Consider the following 23245-nt stretch of genomic DNA (forward strand, 5'->3'; position numbering starts at 1 on the left):
AAGGCCGTCTACAAACGCCCCTGAGGGCGGAGACTTTGAGCCGGCTCTTAGCCGGAACCAGGACTTTCAGTCCGTTATCCGATGCCACCGCCTTTTAGGCGGTGGTTGTTCACTCTCCATTCTTAGTCTGCTCAACGGGTTAACCGGGCGTGCGCTGAATCGCACCCCCGCGCCTGGATTGTTCACGTGATGAAGTCGATTGAGGTGAAACGCTGGAGCAGCGAAGACATCAGAGCGAAACTTTCGTTTTGTTTGCCGCTGCTTTGAAAATCATCCTCGACCCTTTCATCGCAAGTCGTAAAATACCGGCGACCGCCGGTCGCCCCGACATCGCGGCGTGAACGCGATGCCTGTTGGCTTCGCTCCGGAAGGCTTTCACTTCGTTCGACTTCACATGGCGAACAATCCGGGCTGCGGACATACTCAGACTTGACTGTCCGGGAGGCTGACGTTAGGAAGTACCCATCACAATTTTGCCGGCTCGTTCGAGCCGTGCACGAGGTTTCATGAGCGGAGCACTTTCAGGGATCAAAATCATCGAAGCGGCGAGCTACGTTACCGGCCCGTTTGCCGCGCAGCTGCTGGCCGATTTGGGTGCGGACGTCATCAAAGTCGAAGAGCCCAAGCGCGGCGATCCCTTTCGCGGTTGGGGCGATCGCAACTACGCGGCGACTTTTTGCAGTCTTAACCGCAACAAGAAAAGCGTCACCGTTGATTTTCGCAGCGATGAAGGGCGCGATGTGTTGTTCAAGCTGATTGCCGGTGCCGATGTTTTCATTCAGAACTTTCGTCCCGGTGTGTTGGATAAACGCCGCCTGGGCTACGACAGTTTCAAGGACATTAATCCGACGTTGGTCTACTGTTCGATTTCCGGTTTCGGACCCAAAGGACCCTATCGCGACATGCCGGGCTACGACACCATCGGGCAGGCGCGCAGCGGCTTACTCAGTATGCTCACCGACCCCGGCAAGCCGCAGGGCATGGGCATTTCTTTCTCGGATCATCTGACCGGCATGTATGCCTGCTACGGCGTGTTGGGCGCGTTGATGAACCGCATGCTCAGCGGCCAGGGGCAGCATGTGGAGACGTCGCTCTTGCGCGCCTCGGTTTCGTTTGTCAGCGAGAACGCCGCGCGCTATTTCGAGAACGGTCATGTGCCGAGGCGCAAGCACCGCACGACAACGGCCGGCGTGTTCGCTTTTGAAGACCAGGGCGGCCTGCCGTTTGTTTTGCATATGTCATCGCCCGATAAGTTCTGGTTGGGGCTTTTCGATGTCGTGGGCAAGCCGGAGTGGGCGCAGGATAGCCGATTTAACAACCGCAAAGCCCGGATCGACAACTACGATGTGCTGGTGGAAAATCTCGGCCCGATCTTCCGCCTGGGCAAACGCGACGATTGGTTGCGCCGGTTGATCGAGAAAGATGTGCCGGCGGCGCCGATCAACACGCTGGACGAAGTTTTCGCCGACCCGCAGGTGGCGACCTATGGTTTTCCACAAGATGTCGTGCACCCCAAGATGGGCAAAATGAAGCTGGTGGGCAATGCGGTCGATATGTCGCGCACGCCACCCAGCATCGACCGGCCGCCACCGGTGTTGGGTGAACACACCGAGGAAATTCTCGGCGCTCTAGGCTACGACCAGAACGCACTGGCAACGCTGCGCGAAAAGGGCGCGGTGTGACACGCCACCCCAGTCTGATTCCGCTGTCGCAGGACCACCATCACGCGCTCGCGCTGGCGCTGCGCTGCCGCAAGCAAGCGCTCGGTCAGATCAAGCCGATGGGTGTGGTGGGTTTGGCGGAACGGGCCAAAGAGTTTCTAGATTTTTACGAAAAAAATCTGCGGGCGCATTTCGCTGCTGAGGAGCAAGAACTGTTTCCGTGGATGCGCAGCCACATTGCCGCAAGCGCGGTCATGATTGATGAACTGCTGCGCCAGCACGAAGAGCTGCGCCAGTTTGCCGCCAAGATTGCAGCGGGGGTGGGCTTGGCGAAATTGATTTTCGACCTGGGCGATTTGCTTGAGCGTCACGTGCGCAAAGAGGAACGGGAGCTTTTCCCGCTCTTTGAGGCGCAAGCACGGGAGTCCGAAGCACAGCAGCTAGGTTCAGCCATCCAGCGGCTCCTGTCACAAACAGGGTAGCATTCCGCTTTCTGGTTTGGCTCCCCGCTCCCTGCGCTTAGCCCTTTGCCTTTAGCTGAGTTCAGTCCATCAACTTCAGCAGCACATGGCGGCGATTCTTCGTGTGCGGCCGCACTTGGCCCGGCCAGCGGCCTTCTTCGATCGCTTTGTCCCAGGCCGGGCTGGTTAGCACGTCCGGGCTTTCCAATTCGTAGATCGCCGTGTAGGTCGGCTCGTTGGGGATCTCGATGGTCTTTCTCTCGCCGCCGATGTTCATGGTCAACGTGCCGCGTTTGTAACGCGAGACACCGAGCACGCCGGGGACTTTCAACAGATTGGGCACATGTTCTTTGTCGTAGACTTCATTGAAGATCGCGTCATGCTCGGCGTCGACGTCCATGCTCGCGATCATCAGATACTTTGCTTTGCCTGCCATGTTACTCTCCTAAATCTCTTTTCCGAACTTCGTGTCCTTCGCGCCTTCGTGGTGAATGTGGATTCCCTCTACATGCCTAGGAAGCTGCCGATCTCCGGCGCCGGCGATTTGATCTCGACGACGATCGACTCTTCGATGCCTTCGACGCCGTGCGGCACGCCCTTGGGGTGGCGGCAGACATCGCCGGGGCCGAGAATATATTCCTCTTTGCCGACGGTCATTTTGACTTTGCCTTTGACGACGTAGGCCAGCGACTCGTGGTTGTGTACATGCAGCGGCGCGCCGACGCCGGGCGTGTAATGAATTTCCAAGAAAGTCATTTCGTCGCCTTTGATCAGCGGCTTGACGAGCAAGTCGCCGCCATACATCGGTTTGCCTTCAATCGCTTTGACTGTGATCGCTTTGACGTCGGAGTTCTTCGATAGAATCATGCTGGCTCCTTACTGAACGATGAATGGTTCATTATCAAGATTTGCCGAGTCAGTCTATCGCCGTCGTTGACAGGGTTGTTTGCGTCGCCCTATAGTCCGGTAAAAAGCGCCGGAGGTGGGTGAATTGTTAGTCGAGGGTTTCGATCATTTCGTCGTGCCGGTCAATGACGTGGTGGTTGCTGAAGAGTTTTATTGCCAGGTTTTTGGCGGCGCGATCGCCAGGCGCAACGGGCTCAACGTGCGCTCGCAGCCGCTCGGGCCGCACACTTTTTTCAACCTGGCCGGAAAGCGCATTGGCGTTTATCTGCAGAAAGAAGAACGCGGCACGGCTGTCACCACGCGCGGGGCGCCGACGTTTTCTTTTACGACCACAGCAAAGGGCCTGCAGGAAGTAGTGGCGGTGCTCGAGCGCTGGAAACTCAAGTTCGAGGGGCCGGTGCCGCACAGCCACTCATTCGCTCTATCGACATTGTTCTTTGCTGACCCCGCGGGGAATCATTTTGCGATTTATGTGCCGAGCAAAAATGGCAGCGCGACTGGGGCGCAGCGTCTGACTGGTGTTGGCTATTTGGAGTTAGAGGCGCCAAAGCTCGACGCCTCGATTAAATTCTATGAGCAAGTGCTGGGCTTCGCGCTTGTCAGCCGCGGCGTCGATCCCCAGTCTGGAAAGAATCAAGCGACCCTGCGCATGGGCGGCGGGCAGATATTGTTCCTCACCGAAGTGGCGTTCGGTCCCAAAGGCTACCCGATGAGCCGGCTGATTCCCGGGCCGCATTTGGGCTTTTACGTCGCGCCGGCGCAATGGCGCGAGGCGTTGGCGCAGCTCGATCGTCTAGGCATTCCCAATGGCGATCGCGGCGAAGAGGCCAAAGGCCGGACAGCCGGCGGCACGCAGGGGACCTACATGGACGATCCGGCCGGCAATGTCATTCAGTACATCACCGAAGGTATGCAATAACGGCAGCAACTTTCACAGGAGGAGTTTATGGCTAACAATTATGTCGACGCGGACGGGCACGTCATGGAAGATGCCGAAGATATTCTCTCGTACGTCAGGGCGCCGATGAACAATCGCGGCACCCGCAATTGGCTGCCGAGTCTGGACCATTTTCATACGCCGGCCGATGGCACGCCGCGCACGCCGGGAACTTTCGATCCGAAGACCGGCCCGGAGGAGTGGCTGCAATTTCTCGACAAGACCGGCACCGATTATACGGTGCTCTATCCGACGGCTGGCTTGGCCTATGGCAATGTCGCCTATCCCCAGTGGGCGCTCGCCTATGCCCAGGGTTACAACGACTATATTCATAAACGTTACTTGCAGCGCAGCCCCAAGTTCCAGGCCGTGTCGCTGATCCCGATGCAAAACGTTTCCGATGCGGTGAAAGAATTGCGCCGCTCGGTGAAGGATTTGGGTTTCATCGGCGCGATGATTCCGTCCAATGGTTTAACTCGCCACGTTAGCCACGAAGAGTTCTGGCCAATCTACGAAGAGGCGGAAAAGTTGAACTGTGTCGTGGCCGTGCACGGCGGCAGCTATATCAATCTTGGCTTCAACACTTACACGGTGTTTCCGGCGACGCGCGCGCTGGGCATGCCATTCCCCTTGGCGATTGCCGCCACCGGCATGATCGTCGATGGCGTCTTCGATCGCTTCCCCAAACTGCGCGTCGGTTTTATGGAAGGCGGCACGGCGTGGATACCGCTGGTCATCGACCGTCTGGAACGCGAGCTCGAGTACGGAGGCCTCAAGCTCAAACGCCATCCCGAAGATTATTTCAAAGACGACCGCATCTTTATCGGCTGCGAAGGCAACGAAAAGGCGTTGGCTTATGCCATCGAACGGGTCGGCCCGAAGCCGTTCATGTTTGCCTCTGACTTCCCGCACGAAATCTCGATCGCTAACTGCATGGAGGAGATCGACGAAGTTCTCGAGCGCACGGATCTCAAAAAAGAGCACAAGGCGGCGATTCTCGGCGACAACGCGCGGCGTTTTTACGGCAAATAGGCGGCAGGGGCGGCCGGTGGGTTGCCCGCGCCTATCCTCGCGCTGTTTTCAGACCTTTGCCGTCAGGGGCTTTTGTAGAATGCAGCCATAGTTGAGCGTGAAGCTCTTTCCCTTGTCGAGGCGATCTAAATAGTAGCACGCGTAAGGAACGATAAAGCGCAGAAAAGCCGCGCCGGGTGACGGATCGGAGCGTCGAGAATTTTCCAGAGCGCGCGCCGCTTGTTGGGAAACAGATAACGGTATGAAAGCGACACGCGGTGGCCCAAGTACCAGAAAAACCCGCCCATGGGCGCGATCGATACCGGTTCAAGCCCCGCCTGTTCGCTGAGATAGCGTATACCGGATGAGGTGAAGCGGAAATAGTCGTTCGGCATGCCGTGTTCTTGCCAGCCCTGCGGTGCGATGAGAAAAAGCTTGCCCCCCGGTTCGAGCACCCGGGCAAATTCTTTTAGTGCCGCCAAGGGCTCCCTTAGATGTTCGATCACGTCGACGTTGATCGCCGCTGGTATGCTGTTGCTGCGAAACGGCAGATGGTACAGGTTGGCGGCCAAGTCGACGTCGCCGTAGGCGCGCTTTTTGACCGGTTTCATGTCGAACGCAAGATAGCGAGCATGGGGGGAAAAATTCTTGTGTTTGCAGTTGCCGGCGCCGGCGTCGAGCACGATGGCACCAGGTTTCACTTCCGCGGCGACCTGCAGCAAGAAATGATCGGTGGCATGGCGCGCTAAACGCACCTTGGATGCGGGTTTTACCACGGGGCGTTATCTTCTTGATAAGTATTTTTGATAAACGTCGTCACGGCGATTCTTTAGGAGAGGCAGTTTTTCTCTGACCTCGTCGACGAGGGCGAGGTCCGCTTCGACGACGGCCAGTCCTTCGCTATCACCTAGCTCGGCAAGTGTTCGGCCGAGCGGGTCGACCGCCATGCTGTGGCCAGTGTAGATATTGCCAACCTGATTGGGCGCAACCACGAAGCAACCGTTCTCTAGTGCCCGCGCTTTGATCATGGTCTGCCAGTGCTCGACCTTCAAATCTCCTTGCACCCAGCCCGACGGCGCCACCAGCACGTTGGCGCCTTGCAGCGCCAACATGCGCGCCATTTCCGGAAAGCGTAGATCGTAACAGATCATCGTGCCGATGTTGGCCGCGGCGATCTTGAGCTGCGCTCCGAGCTCTGCGCCGGGGTGAAATTTGTCGGACTCTTTAAATCCAAAGGCGTCGTATAGGTGGAGCTTTCGATAGCTTGACGCGACCTTGCCGTCGGAGCCGATCCAAACCGCGGTGTCGTAGACGCGCTCTTTGACTTGGCAGGTTTCGTAGATCGCCGCCAGGACGAAAAGACGCGCCTGCTTTGCGGCATCGCACAGCGGCGCGATGAAGGCGCCGTCTAGCGTTTCCGCCATCTGGCTTAGCTCGGACGCACTCTGACTGCCCGGCGAAAAAGCCATCAGGAATTCCGGAAAGACGATGAGCTCGGCGTTTTGTTTTTTGGCCGCGCCGATCAGCTCAAGGGCCACCTGCAAATTTTCCTTCTTATCCGTTGTAGATTTTACTTGCGCGATGGCGATTTTGAGCATCGTAGATTCGCTTTCCGCTGGATTATCGTTGGGACTCAAGCTATCCAAGTGGTAACTCGCCGTCAACTCTCATGGCCGACCAGCGGATCACACCACGCCTACAAAGGCTTGCACTGGCTAACGTTTGTTTAGGGCAATTTATCAGCGCGCTCGATTCGCGGTCAGTTAATGTCGCGCTGCCGACCCTGTCGCTCTACTTTGATGACTCCATGGCGGTGGTGCAGTGGATACCGCTGGCCTATCAGTTGACCATCGTTGGTTTGGTGCTGAGCATGGCGCGTCTTGGCGATATGCTGGGGCGCAAGAAAATTTATGCGCTGGGCTTTGCGCTGTTAGGCTTGGGCTCGGCGTTGTGCGGCCTCAGTCCGCAGCTTTGGCAAATCATCGTTTTTCGTGTGGTCGAGGCGGTGGGCGGCGCTCTGGTCTTGGCCAATGGCCGAGCCATCGCTTCGTCGCTCTATTCGGAGGCCGGCCGGGGCCGCGCCCTGGGCATGATGTCGATGTCGTTTCATCTGGGCTACATCACCGGGCCGTCGGTGGGCGGTTTTCTTGTCGACACGGTGGGTTGGCGTTGGATCTTTTTCATGAACTTGCCCGTCGCCGCCGCGGCAGGGTACATGGCGTGGCGAATTCTCCCCGAGACCGTGACCGAGAAGCGCGATTACTCGATCGATCCGATCGGCATGATCACGCTGCTCGTCTCGGTTGTCGGTTTGATCGTCGGCTTGCAGCAAATCGCCAAGTCTGGCTTCGGCCTTTACGCGCTTGCGGCCATTGCGGTGGCGCTCACGTCCTTTGCCTTACTCCTGCACTTCGAACGCAAGGCTGCGGCGCCGCTGCTCGATCTTTCGCTGTTCAAAACGCGGCTGTTGTCGGCCGGCATCGTCAGCCATTTCTTCGTGACTTTGTCGCATACCTCGACGTTTTTCCTGCTGCCGTTTTATCTCCAAGGCGTGCTGCACTATTCCCCGACGGAGGTCGGCATCACCATTGTCTTTTTCTCCCTGGTGATCGTCTTTCTCGCGCCGCTCGGCGGTTGGCTGGGCGACCGCTTGGGCTCGCGGCTGCTCTGCACCGCGGGCGCGGCGGTGACAGTGGCAAGCATGGTCGGTTTCGCGCAGCTCGACGCCGGCAGCGGACGCGTCGCCGTGATGGTGCCGCTGATGCTGCTCGGTTTAGGCTGGTCGCTGTTTCAGTCGCCCAATCTGAGCGGCATGTTCAAAGCCGTGGCGCCGCGCTACATCGGCGCGGTGAGCGGTTTGTCGCTGACCTCGGCGAATATCGGCAACGCCATGGGGGTCGCCGTGGGTAGCGTGTTGTTTTTGCGCTGGCTGCATTTCTACGGCTTGGCCGGCAGCGCCATCCCGCCCTACACGGAATGGGCCAACAATCCCGCGGTCTTTAACAATGCGTTTCAGAGCTCATGGCTGGTGATTGCCGGTATGACTGCGATCGCGATTGCCGCTTCGGCGCTGCGCGGTGCAGACCGGCGAAAATGAGACTTTCGGCATATGGTGGATGGAGAATAAGCTGCTAGTCTTGGGACAGTTTGACAACAGGTGTTATAGGTTGACAATAGAAGTCCCGTTAGCGATGGGTGATGCGCAATGATGCGCCAGTGGGTTTGGGCAGACTCTGATCAGCAGCAGGAAGCGGCGTTAGCGCAAGTCCGTGGTTTTGAATTCGAACAGTTCGTCGCTCTCCTAGGCGCAACCCCGGTGCGGGTGTTGGAACTTGGCGCCGGTCATGGTTGGTTGGCGCGGCGCTTTTCGTTGAGCGGCCATACCGTCGTAGCCCTCGATATCCCCGCGTCCGAATGGCGCCAGCACTGGTCGCCTACCACGATTGCCTATGATGGTGTGAACCTCCCGCTACCGAGCCTGAGTGTCGATGTCATCGTGTCATCCCATGTTCTCATGCAAGTTGCGAGACTCAGCGAGCTTCACAGGGAGATGCGCCGCGTGCTCAAGCCGGGCGGTTATTGTTTACACTCCTTGCCGACGCCGGCGTGGCGTTTGTGGACGACCGTGATTAGCCCGGTCGTGGGAGTGCGCAAGGCGATCTTTTGCCCGGCGCCGAAACTGGGCAAGCGCGCGGGCCACATCCCGCGTTTTCTCCATCCCGCGATAGCGCGCGGCCTGGTCGGATACTACGCAGTGAAGTCCGGGGTCAGACTCGATGGCAGCCGCCGCTCGTTTCTCGGCGAGATTATCGCTTTTTCGGAGCCGCGCTGGCGGCAGCTTTTCTCTCAGGACGGCTTTAGCGTCGACATGAGTTGGCCGATGGGCATTTTCTATACTGGCCACTCGCTGTTGGGAAACGAACTTCCCGTGGACTTTCGCCGGCAGCTTGCGCGGATGATCGGGTCATCATCGCGGCTCTATAAAGTGTGCCCGATCTGATGGCGTGTGTTGGTGCGAACTTCAAACGTTTAGCTGGGTGCCGGCTTTTTTCTTGAGGATATTTTCCAGCACCTTGGCCCCCAGCGCCACATCGGCGACCCCCTGGCCGGCGTTGTTCTTGTAGAACGTGATCTGGTCGAGCCTCGTGCGGCCTTCGTTGTTGCCGGCGAGGATGGAGCCGATCTCGATCAGTTGCTCCCACTTGATGACGCCGCGGTTGACCGGGTCGAAGATATCGGCTTGCTCGTCTTGGACCGCCTGTTGGATCGACACGATGCCGTGCACGTTACTTTTTGCCAACGTCGCGTCGTCGATCTCACGCCGCTTGGCGGCGGTGAAGCCGCCTTTGACCAGGCCGACGTTGCTGCCGACGATGGTCGTCACATGCTGGCCCGGCTCGAGCAGCTGGCCGTCGAACACCGGCACGCTCGAGTTGGTCGCGGCGAGGATAATATCCATGCCGCGCACGGCGTCGTCGGGTTTATCGACTGGGACGATGTTGATGTTGGTGATCGGTCCCATCTCATCGGCGAACTGTTTTCGATTGGCCGGATTGCGGCTGTAGACTTTGACCTCCGTCAATTTGCGCACCTGCATGAGCGCCAGGAGATGATTCTTGGCCTGGCCGGCGGCGCCAAAGAGGCCGAGGCGTTTGGCATCGGGCCGCGCTAAAATGTCGGTTCCCACCGCGCTGGTGGCCGCGGTGCGCAGGCCGGTGACCGCGATGTTGTCGGGCAGCTCCGAGCAGGTGATCTCGCCGATGATGATGCCTTTCAGTTCGCCTTCGGCGGAATCGTAAAGCACGATGACGGGGTGATTGAGGCGCGGATAGACCTGCTCCTGCGCCATCGGCTTGACCCATTCGCAATGGGTCATCAGCCCCGTCGCTTTCGCCGCCGGCACGCCGCCCTGATGCACGCTGACGCGCACACCCGTAGGAATGTGAATGCGCCGGCGCGGCGCATTGATCTGGGGATTTTCGCCCCACTCGCGAAAGCCGAGCCGCACGGCTTCGACGGCTTCCGACATGGTGACGATGCCGCGGATCTCTTGGGGGGTGACGAGAGTTGGGAACATGGGAACTCCGGATAAGTATGAATTATGAAAGCGGAATTATGAATTAACCAGACGAGACAACGCTAACGTCGCCGGCCCCGTTTCCGCTTTCATAATTCGGCCTTCATACTTTCTCTAAAGCGTCTTCGCCACCTCGGGCCGCGCAATCAACGCTTCCCCCCAACGTTTGAGATTCGGGTAGTTGGCGTTGATCTCGACCGTGTAGCGCTGGCGCCGGGTGTAGAAGGGAATATAGGTGACGTCGGCCAAGGTCATATGCTTGCCGACGAGAAACTCTCGGCCGGTCATTTCTTTTTCGAGCGTGTCGAGATGCTGCTTCATGCGCTCGCGGGCTTTTTCGGGCTCGCGCTGCTTTTGCAGATCGGACGCTGTCGGATGCACCCGGCTATTGAAGAAGTCGACCCAGATTCTCACTTTGGAGCGCTCCACCAAGTCGCTCGGCAAAAGCCGCGGCTCGGGGAATTTCTCTTGGAGGTATTCGTTGATAATCGCGGATTCGTAGATCACCGCTCCATCATCAACCAGAACCGGGACTTTGCCGTAGGGATTCTGCTGCACCAGATCGCTCGGTTTATTTTTCAGGTCGACCTCGATCAAGTCATAGGGAATGCGCTTCTCAGACAGGACAATCCTAGTCCTGTGCGCGTAGGGTCAGGTGTGAGCGGAATAGAGTTTCATCGGCGTGACCTCCTGTTTCTGCCTAAGTATCACCCTCACAGAAATGGTTCAAACCTCGTGTTGGTTGAGCCACTCCCGCAGTGCATCTCCGACTAGATTGAGAGCCAGCACGGAACTGTCGCCCTTCGTTTAGCATTGTGCCCACGATGGCTTCGGCGGCTCGACGCCGAGGCCCAAAAAACTCAAGCTGCCTTCGGCGACGATGGCCGCTGCTAGGCCGAGCCGTTGAATACTGAATGTATTTTTCAGTATGCCGGCTTTCTGGTCAAGCGGGCGGGCTTTAAACTTAGCCGAGCCAACACTGGCGCGGTCACACTCATCCAGCGTTTCGGCTCGGCGGCCAATCTGAATGTTCATCTGCATTGCCTGGTGCTCGACGGTGTCTACCTAAACCGCGACGGCGTGCCGGTCTTGCACGAGGCGGCAGCTCCCACGGTGGAAGAGCTGGAAGTTTTACTCGCTAAGATTATCACGCGCACCATGCGCCTATTGACACGCTTGGGCGCTGTCAGCGAAGAACCAGATCAGACATAGCTCGCCGAAATGGATACCGACGGCGCGCTCAAGGCTCTGCAAGTTGCCTCCTGCACTTATCGTATTGCGCTCGGCCCACGCGCTGGGCAGAAAGTGCTGAGCTTGCAAAGCCTGCCGAGCAGAGCCAGGGTGTCCGCCCCGGAGCTGCAGGTCAACGCGCACGGCTTTAACCTGCACGCAGCGGTGCGCTGGCGCGCCGATCAGCGTAAAGAACTCGAGCAGCTCTGCCGCTATATCCACCGGCCGGCCCTCGCCAACGAACGGATCAAACGTAATCGCGCTGGCCAAGTCGTGCTGCAACTGAAGAGTCCCTACAAAGACGGCACCACCCATATCGTCATGAGCTGCTTGTGCAAACTTTCTGAAAACACACCACAGAGGTCACGGAGAACACAGAGGAAAAGACAGAGAGAAAAACTATTTTGAAAAAATCACACTCCCTCTCTCTTCCCTCTGTGAACTCCGTGTGCTCCGTGGTGAGAGATTCCCGTTGCTCCGTGGAGCATTGCCCCAACTGCGGCGGCGATTTGAAGATCATCGCCTGTCCTGAGCATCGTCGAAGGCCGGCGATCGAAGATCCGCCGGTGACTGAGAAGATCCTCTCCCATCTGGGCCTGCCGACCCGCGTCCCGCCGCGCGCGCCGGCTCGTCGAGTCGATCTGTTCCAGACCATCTGACAGCCAAAAACCGCCTGCCAATGCAAGCCGACGCAGCCGCTCGCTCCGAGGGGCGATACAGAACACTTCGCGCGCTGCCGAGCGCTGCGCGGCCCAAGCCGACCGAAGCCAAGCCGCAAATCTCAGCGATATATTTCCGGCCAGGGAAAAAGATGGTTTGAATCTCTTATACTTAACTAGCGGCTGCCGAGCCGCTCCTGGAGGCCGTCGCCCACCAGATTCAGCGCCAAGACGGTAATCATGATCGCCAGTCCGGGGTAAGTGGTCAGGTGCGGCGCGACGAGCAGAAATTGTCGGCCGTCATTGAGCATGGATCCCCATGAAGGCGTTGGCGGTTCCACACCGAGGCCGAGAAAACTTAGACTGCCTTCGGCAACGATGGCGGCGGCAAGGCCGAAGGTCGCTTGGATCATCAGCGGCGGCAGCAGGTTGGGGAGCAGATGGCGAAAAATGATTCGTCGTGGTGCCCCGCCGAGGGCTTGCGCTGCTTGAATAAACTCGCGCTCACGCAGCGCAAGGATTTCGCCACGCACCAGCCGGGCGTAGCCGGTCCAGCCAATTAAACAAAGAGCGAGAATCACATGCTGCAGGCCAGGTCCCAATACCGCGGTAAACGCGATGGCGAGGAGAATGCCGGGAAACGCTAGCAGGATGTCGACCACCCGCATAACGGCCAGATCGACCCAGCCGCCAAGATAGCCCGCCAAGGCGCCGAGGCAGAGCCCGATGGTGAGCGAGATGGTCACCGTGGCGATGCCCACCGTCAAAGAGATGCGACCGCCGTAAATCACCCGACTCAAGATGTCGCGGCCAAGCTTGTCGGTGCCCAATGGGTGGTCGCTGGAATAGCTGATCAAATCGCGGTCGAGTTGTTGCCGGGTCGGTGGATAGGGCGCCAACAGCGGAGCGAACAGCGCGCTGGCGGCGAGCAGTAATAAAATCGCCGCGCCACTGATCAACCAAGTTCTACTTGTCATAGCTAATCCGTGGATCGACGACGCGGTAGAGTAAGTCGGTCAGCAGATTGACCAGAACGTAGGAGAGCGCAATCACCAACACACAACCCTGCACCACCGGATAATCGCGGGTTTGGATCGCCTGCACGGTCAGCCGTCCAATGCCGGGCCAGGCGAAGACTGTCTCGGTGATGATCGAGCCGGCGAGCAAGCTGCCGAATTGCAGGCTCATGATCGTGATCACCGAGAGCAGCGCATTGCGCAGCGTATGTTTGAGCCAAACAAGTTGTTCTTTTAGGCCTTTGGCGCGAGCCGTGCGGACGTAATCGGCGTCGATCACCTGGAGCAAACTGGCGCGCAGGATGCGCGTGAGGATGGCAGCCATGCCGAGCCCGAGTGTCAGGGCCGGCAAGACGATCGATGTCAATGCGCCTCGGCCCGATACCGGCAGCCAGCCCAGTTGAATGGCAAACACGATCATCAAGAGCGGGCCGAGCCAAAAGTTGGGCATGGACAGGCCGAGCAGGGAAAAAGTCAGGGCGGCACGGTCGTTGATCTTTCCCTTGTTCATCGCCGCGCCGATGGCGAGTGGAAATGAGATTACCACTGCCATTAGCATCGCGAAGGCCGTCAGCTCAACGGTCGCAGGCAAGCGAGCCGCGATCAGTTGGCCGACGCTCGCTTGCTCATAGAGCGATCGCCCAAGGTCGCCCTGCAGCAATCCGAGTAGAAAATTGCCGTACTGCGCGAAGAGCGGCTGGTCGAGACCGAGGGCGCGGCGCAGCTCTGCTTTGTCGGCGCCGCTGGCGGTTTCGCCGAGCATGACTTCGACGGGATCGCCCGGGACCAGGTGAATCAAAAAGAACACCAGCGTGATGGCGCCCAATAGCGTCGGCACAAGCAGCAGCAAACGATGCAGCAGGTAGCGTCTCACGGGGTTACCGACACTTGCTTGAATGACACAAAGCTGCCGTCGGGGTAAGGGACGAATCCTTGCAAGTTGCGTTTGTGCGCGACGACATTTTTGACCCACCACAGCGGAATGTAGGGCAGCTCGCTGGCAAGAATCTGTTGCACTTGGCCGTAGATTTTTCTGCGTGTAAATAGGTCGGTTGTCGTCCTGCCATCTTCGAGCAGCGCGTCGAGCTGAGCATTGCTGTAGCGACCGCGGTTGTCGCCGTTGGGTGGAAAGCTCGCCGAGTGAAAAAGTTGGTAGTAAATATCGGGATCGTGAATGCCCACCCAGGCCAGTGAGAACAGGTGAAAGTTGCCTTTCTTGACGTCGCTAAAAAACGTGCCCCATTCGTAGGTGCGTATTTCTAGCTCGATGCCCACTTGCGCCAGCTGTTCTTTCAACGCCTCGGCGATGCGCCGGCGCAAATCGATGTTGGTGGTCTTGTAGGACAGACGAAAGCGCGGCCGGGGGCCGTCGCCGTCAGGGTCGGGATAGCCCGCCTGGTCGAGCAACAGTTTCGCTTTGGCTCGATCGCGGGGCCAACCTGGCACTTGATCGTTGTAGGCCCAGTTGAGCGGCGAAAGCAGCCCGCTGGCGGCGACGCCAGTGCCGTTGAGCAAATGGCGGATGATCGCGTCGCGGTCGATGGCATGGGCAAGCGCCCGGCGCACTCGCGCATCGCGCAAAATCGGCTGACTGCAGTTGATGCCGATGTATTGAAACGTCGTCCCCTGGTTGGCTTGGAGCGAGGCATTTTCCTGCTTGGCGAGCCAAGGGATGACCTCCGGCTCGATGTCGTTTTGCAAAAAATCGATGCTGCCTTTCTTGAATTCCAAAACCCGAACCATGGCATCGGGAATCGACTTGAATACCAGGCCGAGAGCCTTCGGTCTGTTCTCCCAATAGTTGGCGTTGGCCTTGAGCATCACGCGCTCGCCGGGGTCGATCTTTTCTAACATGAACGGGCCGGAGCCGGGCGGCGGCTGGCCGCTCGGACCGATGGCCGTGCCCGCCGGCACAACGCCGATGGTGAAATGCTCGGGAAAGGGCGCGTGCGGCTGGCTCAAACGAAAACGAATCGTGTGCGAGTCGAGAACGTCGATGCCTGCCAGCGCCTTTAGCAGGCTCCTTTTAGGCGAAAGATTTTTCGCATCGCCGATCGATTCGTAGGTGTACTTTACATCGGCCGCCGTCAGCAGCCTGCCGTCGTGGAATTTTACGCCCTCGTGCAGCTCGAAAAGATAGCTGCGCGCATTGGGCATGGTCCAGCGGCGCGCCAGCTCGGGCTGCAGCTGCGATTTTTCATCGACGCGCAAGAGCGCGTTGTAGATCAAGCCGCCGACGCGCGACGAGTTGGCATCGGTGGCAAAGCGTGGGTCCAGTTGCAGCGGAAAGCTCTCGATGCCGATGGTGATGTATCCCGGAGGGGGTTGCGCCGACGAGCCGCGGCAGCCGCTTAGGGCGAGCAAAAAAAACAGTAGGAGCAGAATGAGTTGCAAAGACAGGCCACAGCAGAGCTGAAGGACGCTTCGGAATCCTTCGACAGGTCTCCGGACCAACGCATTGTCGAAGCAGGTTCCGGCCGTTCTTCACCTCCGCGGAAAATTTTGACTGAAGATAGCCGGTTTGCTACTATGGGTCAATTTTCCAACCCCATATGCTCCTCCGGAATTGTCACCGCACGGGTGTGTTGGCGCTGAGCTTTCTGATCGCTCTCTTGCGCCAGGTCTCCCATGGGGTGGCAGCAGAAAGCGGTCTGGTAGCGCCCAGCGGCCTGGAAAAAAGCGTCGAGTTTTGGCAGCAGGTGTTTGGCAAGTACGATTCCAAGACCGTGCTGTTCTTTGACCCCTTCGATCAAGCGACGATCTATTCGACCCTGAAAATCAGCGATTCACCGGCGGGGCGGGCGGCACTAGAAAAAGAGCGGCGGCGCGTGCTCGCCGACCACGATTTGGATGAAGAGATGGGCCGGCTGCGCACCCAAAGGGGCGCTAAAGACCAGTTTCTCGCGGGCCTGCGCGCCGGCGGCCGCTACTTGCCGGAGATGAAGAAAATCTTTCGCGACCAGGAGCTGCCCACCGACCTAGCTTATTTGCCGCTGGTGGAATCGTTCTTCAATCTGCGCGCCCGTTCGCCCGTCGGTGCCGCCGGTATTTGGCAGTTCATGCCCGAGACCGGGCGAAAGTTTTTGCGCATCGATAACACCGTCGACGAGCGTTTGGACCCGATCGCCTCGACGCGTGCTGCCGCCAAACTACTCAAGGAAAACTATCAAATTCTCGGCAGCTGGCCGCTGGCGATCACCGCCTACAATCACGGCACCGAAGGGTTGTTTCGCGCCATCCAGGTGACCGGCTCGCGCAATCTGGTCGATATCATTCGCCGCTACAAGTCGGATCGTTTCGGTTTCGCCTCGCAGAATTTCTACGCAGAATTTCTCGCGGTGGTGTACCTGGCCAAGAACAGCGAGCGCTATTTTCCCTTTCTGCGCATGCAGCCGCCGCTGGTGCTGCGCGAATGGACCGTCAGCCACACAACCAGCGTTGAAGCGATGTTGAAGCCGGCGGCGATCACCGCCAAAGATTTCTATGGCTGGAACCCGGCGCTTGCACCCGGGCTAAAACAACTCGCCGCCGGTCAACGGATCAACTTGCCAGCCGACAAATACGACAGCTTTATCATCGCGCAGCGCCGCGCAGCCGACAGCCGCAAGGAAAAAAAACCCACAGTTGTAGTTGCTGCGCCCGCAACGGCCGCGAGCAAGCCCGCGAGCGCCAAAGCGCCGGCGAAAGTGCGCTTGGCAGCGGCGAAGCCGTCGAAGGTGAGCAAAGCCAGCGTCGAGCGCGCCGGCGCGGCTGCGCCGCGGCTTAAAATCGCCAGGCGGCGCGACACAGTGGTGCCGGCCGGCTAAGCGATGGCGGCTTCCTGGCGGACGTCAATTTCCCGTCGCGCATGCTCGCAATTTTGTGCGCCGCCGGCTATTTGCGCTTGAAGGCGGCGAACATTGCCCTATAATAACCTCACTCTATGGACGTTTGGCTGCTCAAGCTGGCCGCATTGGTTTACCTGATTGCGGCGGCGAGTTTTATCACCTATTTGTTCTCGCCCAACACTTCCATCTCAAAGCGTTCGCCGTGGATTTTGTTTGTTGGTTTCCTGTTCCACAGCGCGGCGCTGGCGGCTCACTTTTTTCTCGCCGGCTATCTCAACGTCGCGCAGTTTCGTGAGGCGGTAACGGTGTATTGCTGGTTGATGGTGGCCAGCTACTTGATCGTGCAGATCAAATACCACCTGACGGTGCTGGGTGCGATCATCGCGCCTTTGGCTTTGCTCATGACCCTGGCGGCCTTTGCCTTTGGCAGAGGCGGCGAGCAGCTGCCGCCAGCGCTGCAGACCTATTGGCTGCCGGTGCATGTCACTCTGGCGTTTCTCGGCAACGCGGCGTTCGCCGTCGCATTCGCTGTCAGTCTGATTTATCTCTTGCAGGAACATAAGCTTAAGCAGAAAAAATTTACCTCATTCATGAAGCGCTTTCCGGCCCTCGAGACCCTCGACCGGTTGAACTACGTCTTGCTGGTCTGGGGATTTCCGCTGATGACGCTCGGCATCGTCACGGGCAGTCTGTGGGCCGGGGCCCATTGGGGGCAGTATTGGTCCTGGGAGCCGCGGCAAATTGCCTCGGGTCTGGTTTGGATGTTTTACGGTGCGCTTTTGCACGGCCGGATCACCGCCGGGTTGCGTGGCAAGAAGGCCGCGCTGCTCACGATGGTCGGGTTCTTCGTGGTGCTCGGTTATTTCTTGATCGGTGACGCACTTTTCCCCAGTCGTCACGGCGGAAAGTTTGAATAGCCGTGCATAAAGAGATCGTCATTGTCGGCATGAACCATCGCAGCGCCCCCATCGAGGTGCGCGAAAGCGTGGCCTTCGAAGAAGCCTACGTCAACGACGCGCTGACGCGCCTGCGCAGTTATCCGACTATCGAAGAAGGCGTGATTCTTTCCACTTGCAATCGAGTTGAAGTGGTCGCTGCCGCGTCCGATGGCCGGTTGGCCTCGACGGCAATCAAATCGTTTCTTGCCGATCAAAAAGCCCGGCGCCACGCCGGCGATCTCGACGAGCATGTTTACACCTACCTCGGGCCCGACGCGGTGCGTCATCTGTTTCGGGTGGCGGCTAGTCTTGACTCGATGGTTGTCGGTGAGCCGCAAATACTCGGTCAGTTGAAGGAGTATTACGACGTCGCGCAAAAGGCCGGCACGGTGGGAACGCTGTTGCACCGGTTGTTTCATCGTTCGTTTTCGGTGGCCAAGCGCGTGCGCACGGAGACCGGTATCGCAAGCCGCGCGGTGTCGGTGAGCTCGGTGGCGCTTGATTTGGCCAGACGTATCTTCGATCGGCTCGATGACAAGGCTGTGATGCTGATCGGCGCCGGTAAGATGGGTGACCTGATGGCGCGCCAGCTGCAAAACAACGGTGTGCAAAACTTGATGGTCACCAACCGCACGTTTGAACGAGCGGTGGAGCTGGCCGAGCGCATGCGCGGCAATCCGATCCGCTTTGAAGATTTCCCGCGTTACTTGAAGATGGCTGATCTGGTGATCGGTTGCACCGGCGCGCCGGACGTGTTGCTTGACGTTCATGCGGTCGAGCGCGTTTTGAAAGAACGCAAATACAAGGCGATGTTTTTTATCGACATCGGCGACCGGCGCAACTTCGATAGTCGCATCAACGATCTCGACAACGTTTATCTTTACAACATCGATGATCTCAAAACGGTTTCCGAAGAAAATCTCCAGGAGCGTGCCAACGAAGCGCAAAAAGCTGAGGGCATCGTCTTAGAAGAAGTGCAGAGCTTCGGCCGTTGGATCGAGTCATTGGAACAGGTGCCGACGATTACCGCGCTGCGCCAACGGTTTGATGACATTCGCCGCGGCGAAATCGAGAAATCCCTAGCTGGCAGTCTGAAGGGGCTCTCCGAAGAGCAAAAGAAAGCCGTCGAAGATATGACCGCGGCGATGATCAACAAGATGCTCCATGGGCCGACCGCGCACTTGAAAAATAACGGGCGCAGCGATGACGACGAAAGCCTGCTCTACGTCGCGGCGCTGAAGAAGCTTTTCAACCTGGAGGAAAAGTGAGCCGTATCCGGCTCGGCACCCGCGGCAGCACCCTGGCGTTGGCGCAAGCCAACTGGGTGAAAGCGCAGATCGAAGCGCGCGGCGACAACGTGGTCGAGCTGTCGATCATCAAGACCAGTGGCGACCGCTTTGTCGACACGGCGATTCAAAACATTGGCAGCAAAGGCGTCTTTACCAAAGAGATCGAAGATGCGCTGCTCAACAACGAAATCGATTTGGCGGTCCATTCGATGAAGGATCTGCCGACTGAGTTGCCTGACGGATTGGCGATCATCGCTGTGCCGGAGCGCGAAGACGCGCGCGATGTATTGGTTACGTCGAAGGGCGCGCGCCTGGCCGAGCTGGCGTCCGGGGCGAAGCTCGGCACCTCGAGCCTGCGCCGGCGCGCCCAGCTGCTGCATTACCGACCGGATATTTCGGTTGTCAATTTGCGCGGCAACGTCGACACGCGACTAAAAAAACTCGACGCCGGCGCAGTTGACGGGCTGGTGATGGCAGCGGCGGGTTTAAAGAGAATTGGCCGGCAGGCGCGTATCACGGAATATCTCGACGCCAGCGTTTGTGTGAGCGCCGTGGCCCAAGGGGCTTTGGGCATCGAAGCGCGCGCCGATAGCCCGCTCAGGCAAGTGCTTAGTTTTCTCAATCACGCTGCAACGCATACTTGTGTGCGGGCTGAGCGCGCTTTCCTGAGGCGTTTGAGCGGTGGCTGCCATCTGCCGGTGGGCGGGCATGCGGTTATTACGGACCGCCAGCTAATTTTGCTCGGTATTGTCGCCCAGCCCGATGGCCAGTTGCTTCATCGCGGCGAGCTTTCGGGGCCTATCGATGGTGCCGAAAAACTTGGCGAGCAGCTTGGCGAAAAATTGTTGGCCGAAGGGGCGGCGAAAATTCTCGCCGCAGTTTAACAGTTTGGGAAAATGGCATCGGCTTCAACGCTAACTAGCGACGCCCAACAGGGGCTGGCCGGACGGCGCATCGTGGTCACCCGCGCCCGCGCACAAGCAAACGCGCTTGCTCAGCGCATTGAAGAATTGGGCGGCGAAATTTTTGAGTTTCCGACGATTGAAATTCAGCCGCCGGAAGATTTCACCGCCTTCGACGCCGCGGTGCGTAATATTGAAAGCTACGATTGGTTAATCTTCACCAGCGTCAATGGAGTCGCGCCGTTTCTCGATCGCTTGGGGCGATGTGGCAAAGACGAAGGGTTGCTCGCAGGTATCAACGTCGGCGCCATCGGCCCCGAGACGGCGAAGACCTTGGAAGGGGCTGGGATCAAGGCCGAGCTGGTGCCGCAACAATTTCAAGCGGAAGGGATTCTGGAGACCTTGAGCCCGGCGATGATGCGTGGCAAGCGCGTGCTGATGCCGCGCGCGGCCAAAGCGCGCGAGATCTTGCCGGACACGTTGCGCCAGTGGGGCGCTACGGTGGATGTGGTGGTGGCCTATCAAACGGTGTTGCCGGCGCCGGATACGGCGCCGCTCGCTCGGCTGATTCATGCTCGTGCCATCGACGCGATCACGTTTACGAGCTCGAGCACGGTGAGCAATTTTGTGCGGCTGTTCCAGCAGCAGAAACTTTCTGAGATCGTTGGCGACACGCCGCTGGCGTGTATCGGTCCGATTACGGCGAAGACGGTGAGCGATTTGGGTGGCACGGCGCAGATCGTTGCCCAGGAGTTTACTATTCCGGGATTAGTCGCCGCGTTGGTGGATTTTTTCGGGCGATCCGACCGCTCGCCGCGCAGGGGATCAGAGGCATAAATGGACTTTCCGAGCTATCGGCCGCGCCGTTTGCGGCAGAACGAACGGCTGCGCGGTATGGTGCGCGAGACCGCCTTGAGCGCGCAAAATTTTATCTATCCACTTTTCGTCGGCCCGGGGAATAATAAAGTTCAGCCAGTATCGTCCATGCCGGGTGTGGCGCAGCTTTCGGTGGATCGGGCGGTCGGTGAATGCCAAGAGGCGGCCTCCCTAGGCATACCTGCGGTGATCTTGTTCGGCCTGCCGGAACATAAAGACGCGCTGGGCAGCGAAGCCTACGACGATGGCGGCATCGTCCAACAGGCGATTCGCGCCATCAAGGCCAAAGTTCCCGAGCTGTTGGTGATCACCGATGTTTGTTTGTGCGAGTACACCGATCACGGCCACTGCGGCGTCATCAAAAATAACGATGTCGACAATGACAGCACGCTCGATTTGCTCGTCAAAGAGGCGCTGTCGCACGCCGGCGCCGGCGCCGATATCGTTGCCCCGTCCGATATGATGGACGGCCGGGTGAGGGCGATTCGCAATGCGCTCGATGACGCCGGGTTTCACAATACGCCGATCATGGCCTATGCCGCCAAGTACGCGTCGGGATTTTACGGTCCGTTTCGCGAAGCCGCCGAGTCGACGCCGCAGTTCGGCGACCGGCGGTCGTATCAGATGGACCCGGCCAACGCTGAGGAAGCGTTGCGCGAAGTGGCGCTTGATATTCGCGAAGGGGCCGATATCGTGATGGTCAAACCGGCGCTGGCCTATTTGGATATTATCTATCGGGTGAAGGAGAAGTTCGGCTATCCGGTGGCTGCCTACAACGTCAGCGGCGAATACTCGATGATCAAAGCGGCGGGGCAGAATGGTTGGATTGACGAGGCGCGCATCATGATGGAAGTTTTGTTTGCGATCCGGCGCGCCGGGGCGGACATGATCTTGACCTACTTTGCTAAGGATGCCGCGCGTTTATTGCGCGGCCAGTAAAACACTTCAGGGAGCTTGGCATGAAAACATTTTTGATTGCGGTGCTTTGGTTTGTGATCGCCGGCATTTGGAGCCAGGCTCCGGCCGGTGAAGCGTGGCAAGCCAATTGGGAAAAGACCGTCGCAGCGGCAAAGAAAGAAGGCAAGCTGAACCTTTACGTCGGCCGCTATGGCAGCGAGCCGCTGCTGAACGAATTCCGTAAAGAATTTCCCGAGATCAAATTGGTCACGGTCAACGGTTCCGGCAACAGTCTGGGCACGCGGATCATCACCGAGCAGCGCGCCGGCTATGTGGTCGCCGATCTGTTCAGCGGCGGCGCCAATACCAACTATGAAGTCCTCTACGAAGGCAAGGCGCTCGACTCGATCAAGTCCTTGCTGGTGCTGCCCGAAGTAATCGATGAAAGTAAGTGGTACGAAGGGCGGATTCGCTACACCGACGCCGAGCAGCGCCATGTGTTGGTTTACATCGCCAACCCGAGCTCGTCAGGATTTTACTACAACACGACGCTGGTCAATCCCAAGGAGTTCAAATCCTACTGGGATCTGGTCGCGCCCAAATGGAAGGGCAAGATCGTGTCGCAGGACCCCTTGGGCACTGGCCTTGGAGCCTCGCTGCAGCACTACTACTATCATCCGGAACTGGGTCCCGATTTTCTCAAGAAGCTGTTCGGCGAGATGCAGCCGACGTTCGGACGCGATCGTCGGCAAATCACCGATTGGCTGGCCCAAGGGCGCTTTGCGCTCTGTGTCGGCTGCCGCGATACCAACCGCGCCAAGCTGCAAGGCTTGCCGGTGGACGAGATGGATCAGGTGGAGTGGAAAGAGGGCTTTAATATTACTTCGGGCGGCGGCTCGATCAGCTTCATTAAAGGCGCGCCCAATGCCAACGCGGCCAAGGTCTTCGTCAATTGGTTTTTGTCGCGGCGCGGCCAGGTCGCGCTGCAGAAGCATCAAGACCTTTACGGCGAAGACGCGCCCAATTCGCGGCGCATGGATATCCCCAAAGACATGCTCGCGGCGTCGATGCGCATGACCCCGGGGCGAAAATATTTCGACGTCTCCGACCCGAAGTACGCCGACATGACACCGATGTTCAATTTGCTTAAAGAGATTGTGAAAGGGAGAGAAGGGAAGACTGAGAGGGGCGGATGAGAGGGTTGTGAAATAGCGAGTTGCTGGTGTTGCTAACCCCTTGCGCGTGGGGTTTTTTCGATTTTGAGCACCAGCCAATTGTAGAGAATTGCAGATGAGTAGCCGACGACAAAACCAACCAGCGCACCGTAGAGCATGCCGATAAAGCTGCCGAGAAGCGTTACCTCATACCCGGGAAAAAACTGATTCAACAGAGACAATCTCGGACCGACGACGTCGCCACCTTTCAGGACCAGCCACAAGGTAGCGGCAAATAGTCCAAGTCCGCCAATAAAAGCACAGACGACGCCTTGTACCATCGCGTTCAAGCGCAAGGTGCGCGTGAAAATCAAATCTTCAAGAGACGGTTTTGCTTCCATCGT

25 protein-coding genes and 1 pseudogene are annotated in these 23245 nt (G+C 58.5%); 15 read left to right on the forward strand and 11 right to left on the reverse strand.

The genetic code is table 11. From position 1 onward, the window contains the following. Nucleotides 1-506: 506 nt before the first annotated feature. Nucleotides 507-1682, forward strand: coding sequence for a CoA transferase (locus FJ145_22750; protein MBM4264230.1), 1176 nt, complete (start codon nucleotides 507-509; stop codon nucleotides 1680-1682). Beyond that, nucleotides 1679-2143 (forward strand): hemerythrin domain-containing protein, encoded by a 465-nt coding sequence (locus FJ145_22755; GenBank protein MBM4264231.1) that lies wholly within the window; start codon nucleotides 1679-1681, stop codon nucleotides 2141-2143. Before FJ145_22750 ends, FJ145_22755 begins: the two co-directional genes overlap by 4 nt. A 61-nt stretch (nucleotides 2144-2204) precedes the next feature. Here the strand turns inward: FJ145_22755 and FJ145_22760 are convergent, their stop codons facing one another. Then, the gene (locus FJ145_22760; protein MBM4264232.1) at nucleotides 2205-2558 is read right to left on the reverse strand and encodes a hypothetical protein; all 354 of its coding nucleotides are present in this window, start codon (nucleotides 2556-2558) and stop codon (nucleotides 2205-2207) included. Between the two features lie 68 nt (nucleotides 2559-2626). Beyond that, nucleotides 2627-2989 (reverse strand): cupin domain-containing protein, encoded by a 363-nt coding sequence (locus FJ145_22765; GenBank protein MBM4264233.1) that lies wholly within the window; start codon nucleotides 2987-2989, stop codon nucleotides 2627-2629. A gap of 115 nt (nucleotides 2990-3104) precedes the next feature. Between FJ145_22765 and FJ145_22770 the strand changes: the two genes are divergently transcribed. Continuing rightward, the gene (locus FJ145_22770; GenBank protein MBM4264234.1) at nucleotides 3105-3947 is read left to right on the forward strand and encodes a VOC family protein; all 843 of its coding nucleotides are present in this window, start codon (nucleotides 3105-3107) and stop codon (nucleotides 3945-3947) included. Between the two features lie 27 nt (nucleotides 3948-3974). Next, nucleotides 3975-4997 (forward strand): amidohydrolase, encoded by a 1023-nt coding sequence (locus FJ145_22775; protein ID MBM4264235.1) that lies wholly within the window; start codon nucleotides 3975-3977, stop codon nucleotides 4995-4997. A 125-nt stretch (nucleotides 4998-5122) separates the two neighbouring features. Here FJ145_22775 and FJ145_22780 read toward each other — a convergent pair whose 3' ends face one another. Both FJ145_22780 and FJ145_22785 read right to left on the reverse strand, forming a co-directional pair. After that, the gene (locus tag FJ145_22780) at nucleotides 5123-5752 is read right to left on the reverse strand and encodes a class I SAM-dependent methyltransferase (GenBank protein MBM4264236.1); all 630 of its coding nucleotides are present in this window, start codon (nucleotides 5750-5752) and stop codon (nucleotides 5123-5125) included. A 6-nt stretch (nucleotides 5753-5758) separates the two neighbouring features. Next, nucleotides 5759-6574, reverse strand: coding sequence for a carbon-nitrogen hydrolase family protein (locus FJ145_22785; GenBank protein ID MBM4264237.1), 816 nt, complete (start codon nucleotides 6572-6574; stop codon nucleotides 5759-5761). A 71-nt stretch (nucleotides 6575-6645) separates the two neighbouring features. Between FJ145_22785 and FJ145_22790 the strand changes: the two genes are divergently transcribed. Both FJ145_22790 and FJ145_22795 read left to right on the forward strand, forming a co-directional pair. Beyond that, nucleotides 6646-8073, forward strand: a complete 1428-nt coding sequence (locus FJ145_22790) for an MFS transporter (protein MBM4264238.1) — start codon at nucleotides 6646-6648, stop codon at nucleotides 8071-8073. 108 nt (nucleotides 8074-8181) lie between these two features. Next, nucleotides 8182-8976, forward strand: a complete 795-nt coding sequence (locus FJ145_22795; GenBank protein MBM4264239.1) for a class I SAM-dependent methyltransferase — start codon at nucleotides 8182-8184, stop codon at nucleotides 8974-8976. A gap of 21 nt (nucleotides 8977-8997) precedes the next feature. Here FJ145_22795 and FJ145_22800 read toward each other — a convergent pair whose 3' ends face one another. The 3 genes and pseudogenes from FJ145_22800 to FJ145_22810 all read right to left on the reverse strand — a co-directional run bounded on the left by FJ145_22800 (nucleotide 8998) and on the right by FJ145_22810 (nucleotide 10953). Beyond that, nucleotides 8998-10053, reverse strand: coding sequence for an ornithine cyclodeaminase family protein (locus tag FJ145_22800; GenBank protein ID MBM4264240.1), 1056 nt, complete (start codon nucleotides 10051-10053; stop codon nucleotides 8998-9000). Between the two features lie 114 nt (nucleotides 10054-10167). Next, the gene (locus FJ145_22805) at nucleotides 10168-10650 is read right to left on the reverse strand and encodes a glutathione S-transferase family protein (protein ID MBM4264241.1); all 483 of its coding nucleotides are present in this window, start codon (nucleotides 10648-10650) and stop codon (nucleotides 10168-10170) included. Between the two features lie 222 nt (nucleotides 10651-10872). After that, nucleotides 10873-10953 (reverse strand): annotated as a pseudogene (locus tag FJ145_22810) (ABC transporter permease). A gap of 3 nt (nucleotides 10954-10956) precedes the next feature. Between FJ145_22810 and FJ145_22815 the strand changes: the two are divergent. Together FJ145_22815 and FJ145_22820 are read left to right on the forward strand one after the other, a co-directional pair. Beyond that, nucleotides 10957-11265, forward strand: coding sequence for a hypothetical protein (locus FJ145_22815; GenBank protein ID MBM4264242.1), 309 nt, complete (start codon nucleotides 10957-10959; stop codon nucleotides 11263-11265). Between the two features lie 9 nt (nucleotides 11266-11274). Then, entirely contained in the window at nucleotides 11275-11691 is a 417-nt protein-coding gene (locus tag FJ145_22820; protein MBM4264243.1) for a hypothetical protein, read from the forward strand. 427 nt (nucleotides 11692-12118) lie between these two features. Here FJ145_22820 and FJ145_22825 read toward each other — a convergent pair whose 3' ends face one another. The 3 genes from FJ145_22825 to FJ145_22835 are packed head-to-tail and all read right to left on the reverse strand — an operon-like array spanning nucleotide 12119 to nucleotide 15352. Beyond that, on the reverse strand, nucleotides 12119-12919 hold the full coding sequence (locus FJ145_22825) for an ABC transporter permease (GenBank protein ID MBM4264244.1): 801 nt from the start codon (nucleotides 12917-12919) through the stop codon (nucleotides 12119-12121). Further along, the gene (locus tag FJ145_22830) at nucleotides 12909-13832 is read right to left on the reverse strand and encodes an ABC transporter permease (GenBank protein MBM4264245.1); all 924 of its coding nucleotides are present in this window, start codon (nucleotides 13830-13832) and stop codon (nucleotides 12909-12911) included. Before FJ145_22830 ends, FJ145_22825 begins: the two co-directional genes overlap by 11 nt. After that, on the reverse strand, nucleotides 13829-15352 hold the full coding sequence (locus FJ145_22835; protein MBM4264246.1) for an ABC transporter substrate-binding protein: 1524 nt from the start codon (nucleotides 15350-15352) through the stop codon (nucleotides 13829-13831). The genes FJ145_22830 and FJ145_22835 overlap by 4 nt, the downstream gene beginning before the upstream one ends. A gap of 158 nt (nucleotides 15353-15510) precedes the next feature. Here FJ145_22835 and FJ145_22840 point away from each other — a divergent pair, with 158 nt between their 5' ends. The 7 genes from FJ145_22840 (at nucleotide 15511) to FJ145_22870 (ending at nucleotide 22883) form a co-directional block, all read left to right on the forward strand. Next, nucleotides 15511-16764 carry a hypothetical protein gene (locus FJ145_22840; protein MBM4264247.1) on the forward strand — a complete coding sequence of 418 codons (1254 nt, stop codon included), beginning with the start codon at nucleotides 15511-15513 and terminating at the stop codon, nucleotides 16762-16764. 116 nt (nucleotides 16765-16880) lie between these two features. Continuing rightward, nucleotides 16881-17702: a c-type cytochrome biogenesis protein CcsB gene (locus FJ145_22845; protein MBM4264248.1), complete on the forward strand. Its 822-nt coding sequence runs from the start codon at nucleotides 16881-16883 to the stop codon at nucleotides 17700-17702. Nucleotides 17703-17731: 29 nt separating this feature from the next. Continuing rightward, complete coding sequence (locus FJ145_22850; GenBank protein ID MBM4264249.1) at nucleotides 17732-18991, forward strand: glutamyl-tRNA reductase; 1260 nt, start codon at nucleotides 17732-17734, stop codon at nucleotides 18989-18991. Next, complete coding sequence (gene hemC, locus FJ145_22855; GenBank protein MBM4264250.1) at nucleotides 18988-19896, forward strand: hydroxymethylbilane synthase; 909 nt, start codon at nucleotides 18988-18990, stop codon at nucleotides 19894-19896. Before FJ145_22850 ends, hemC begins: the two co-directional genes overlap by 4 nt. Nucleotides 19897-19908: 12 nt before the next feature. Then, nucleotides 19909-20751 (forward strand): uroporphyrinogen-III synthase, encoded by an 843-nt coding sequence (locus FJ145_22860; protein MBM4264251.1) that lies wholly within the window; start codon nucleotides 19909-19911, stop codon nucleotides 20749-20751. Next, the gene (hemB, locus tag FJ145_22865) at nucleotides 20752-21729 is read left to right on the forward strand and encodes a porphobilinogen synthase (GenBank protein ID MBM4264252.1); all 978 of its coding nucleotides are present in this window, start codon (nucleotides 20752-20754) and stop codon (nucleotides 21727-21729) included. A 20-nt stretch (nucleotides 21730-21749) separates the two neighbouring features. Beyond that, nucleotides 21750-22883 (forward strand): extracellular solute-binding protein, encoded by a 1134-nt coding sequence (locus FJ145_22870; protein ID MBM4264253.1) that lies wholly within the window; start codon nucleotides 21750-21752, stop codon nucleotides 22881-22883. Between the two features lie 32 nt (nucleotides 22884-22915). On the opposite strand, the gene FJ145_22875 is transcribed toward FJ145_22870, so the two are convergent. Further along, nucleotides 22916-23242 carry a hypothetical protein gene (locus FJ145_22875; GenBank protein MBM4264254.1) on the reverse strand — a complete coding sequence of 109 codons (327 nt, stop codon included), beginning with the start codon at nucleotides 23240-23242 and terminating at the stop codon, nucleotides 22916-22918. Nucleotides 23243-23245 lie beyond the last annotated feature (3 nt).

The organism is Deltaproteobacteria bacterium, from assembly GCA_016874755.1.
In the GTDB taxonomy this organism is placed as follows: domain Bacteria; phylum Desulfobacterota; class Binatia; order UBA9968; family UBA9968; genus DP-20.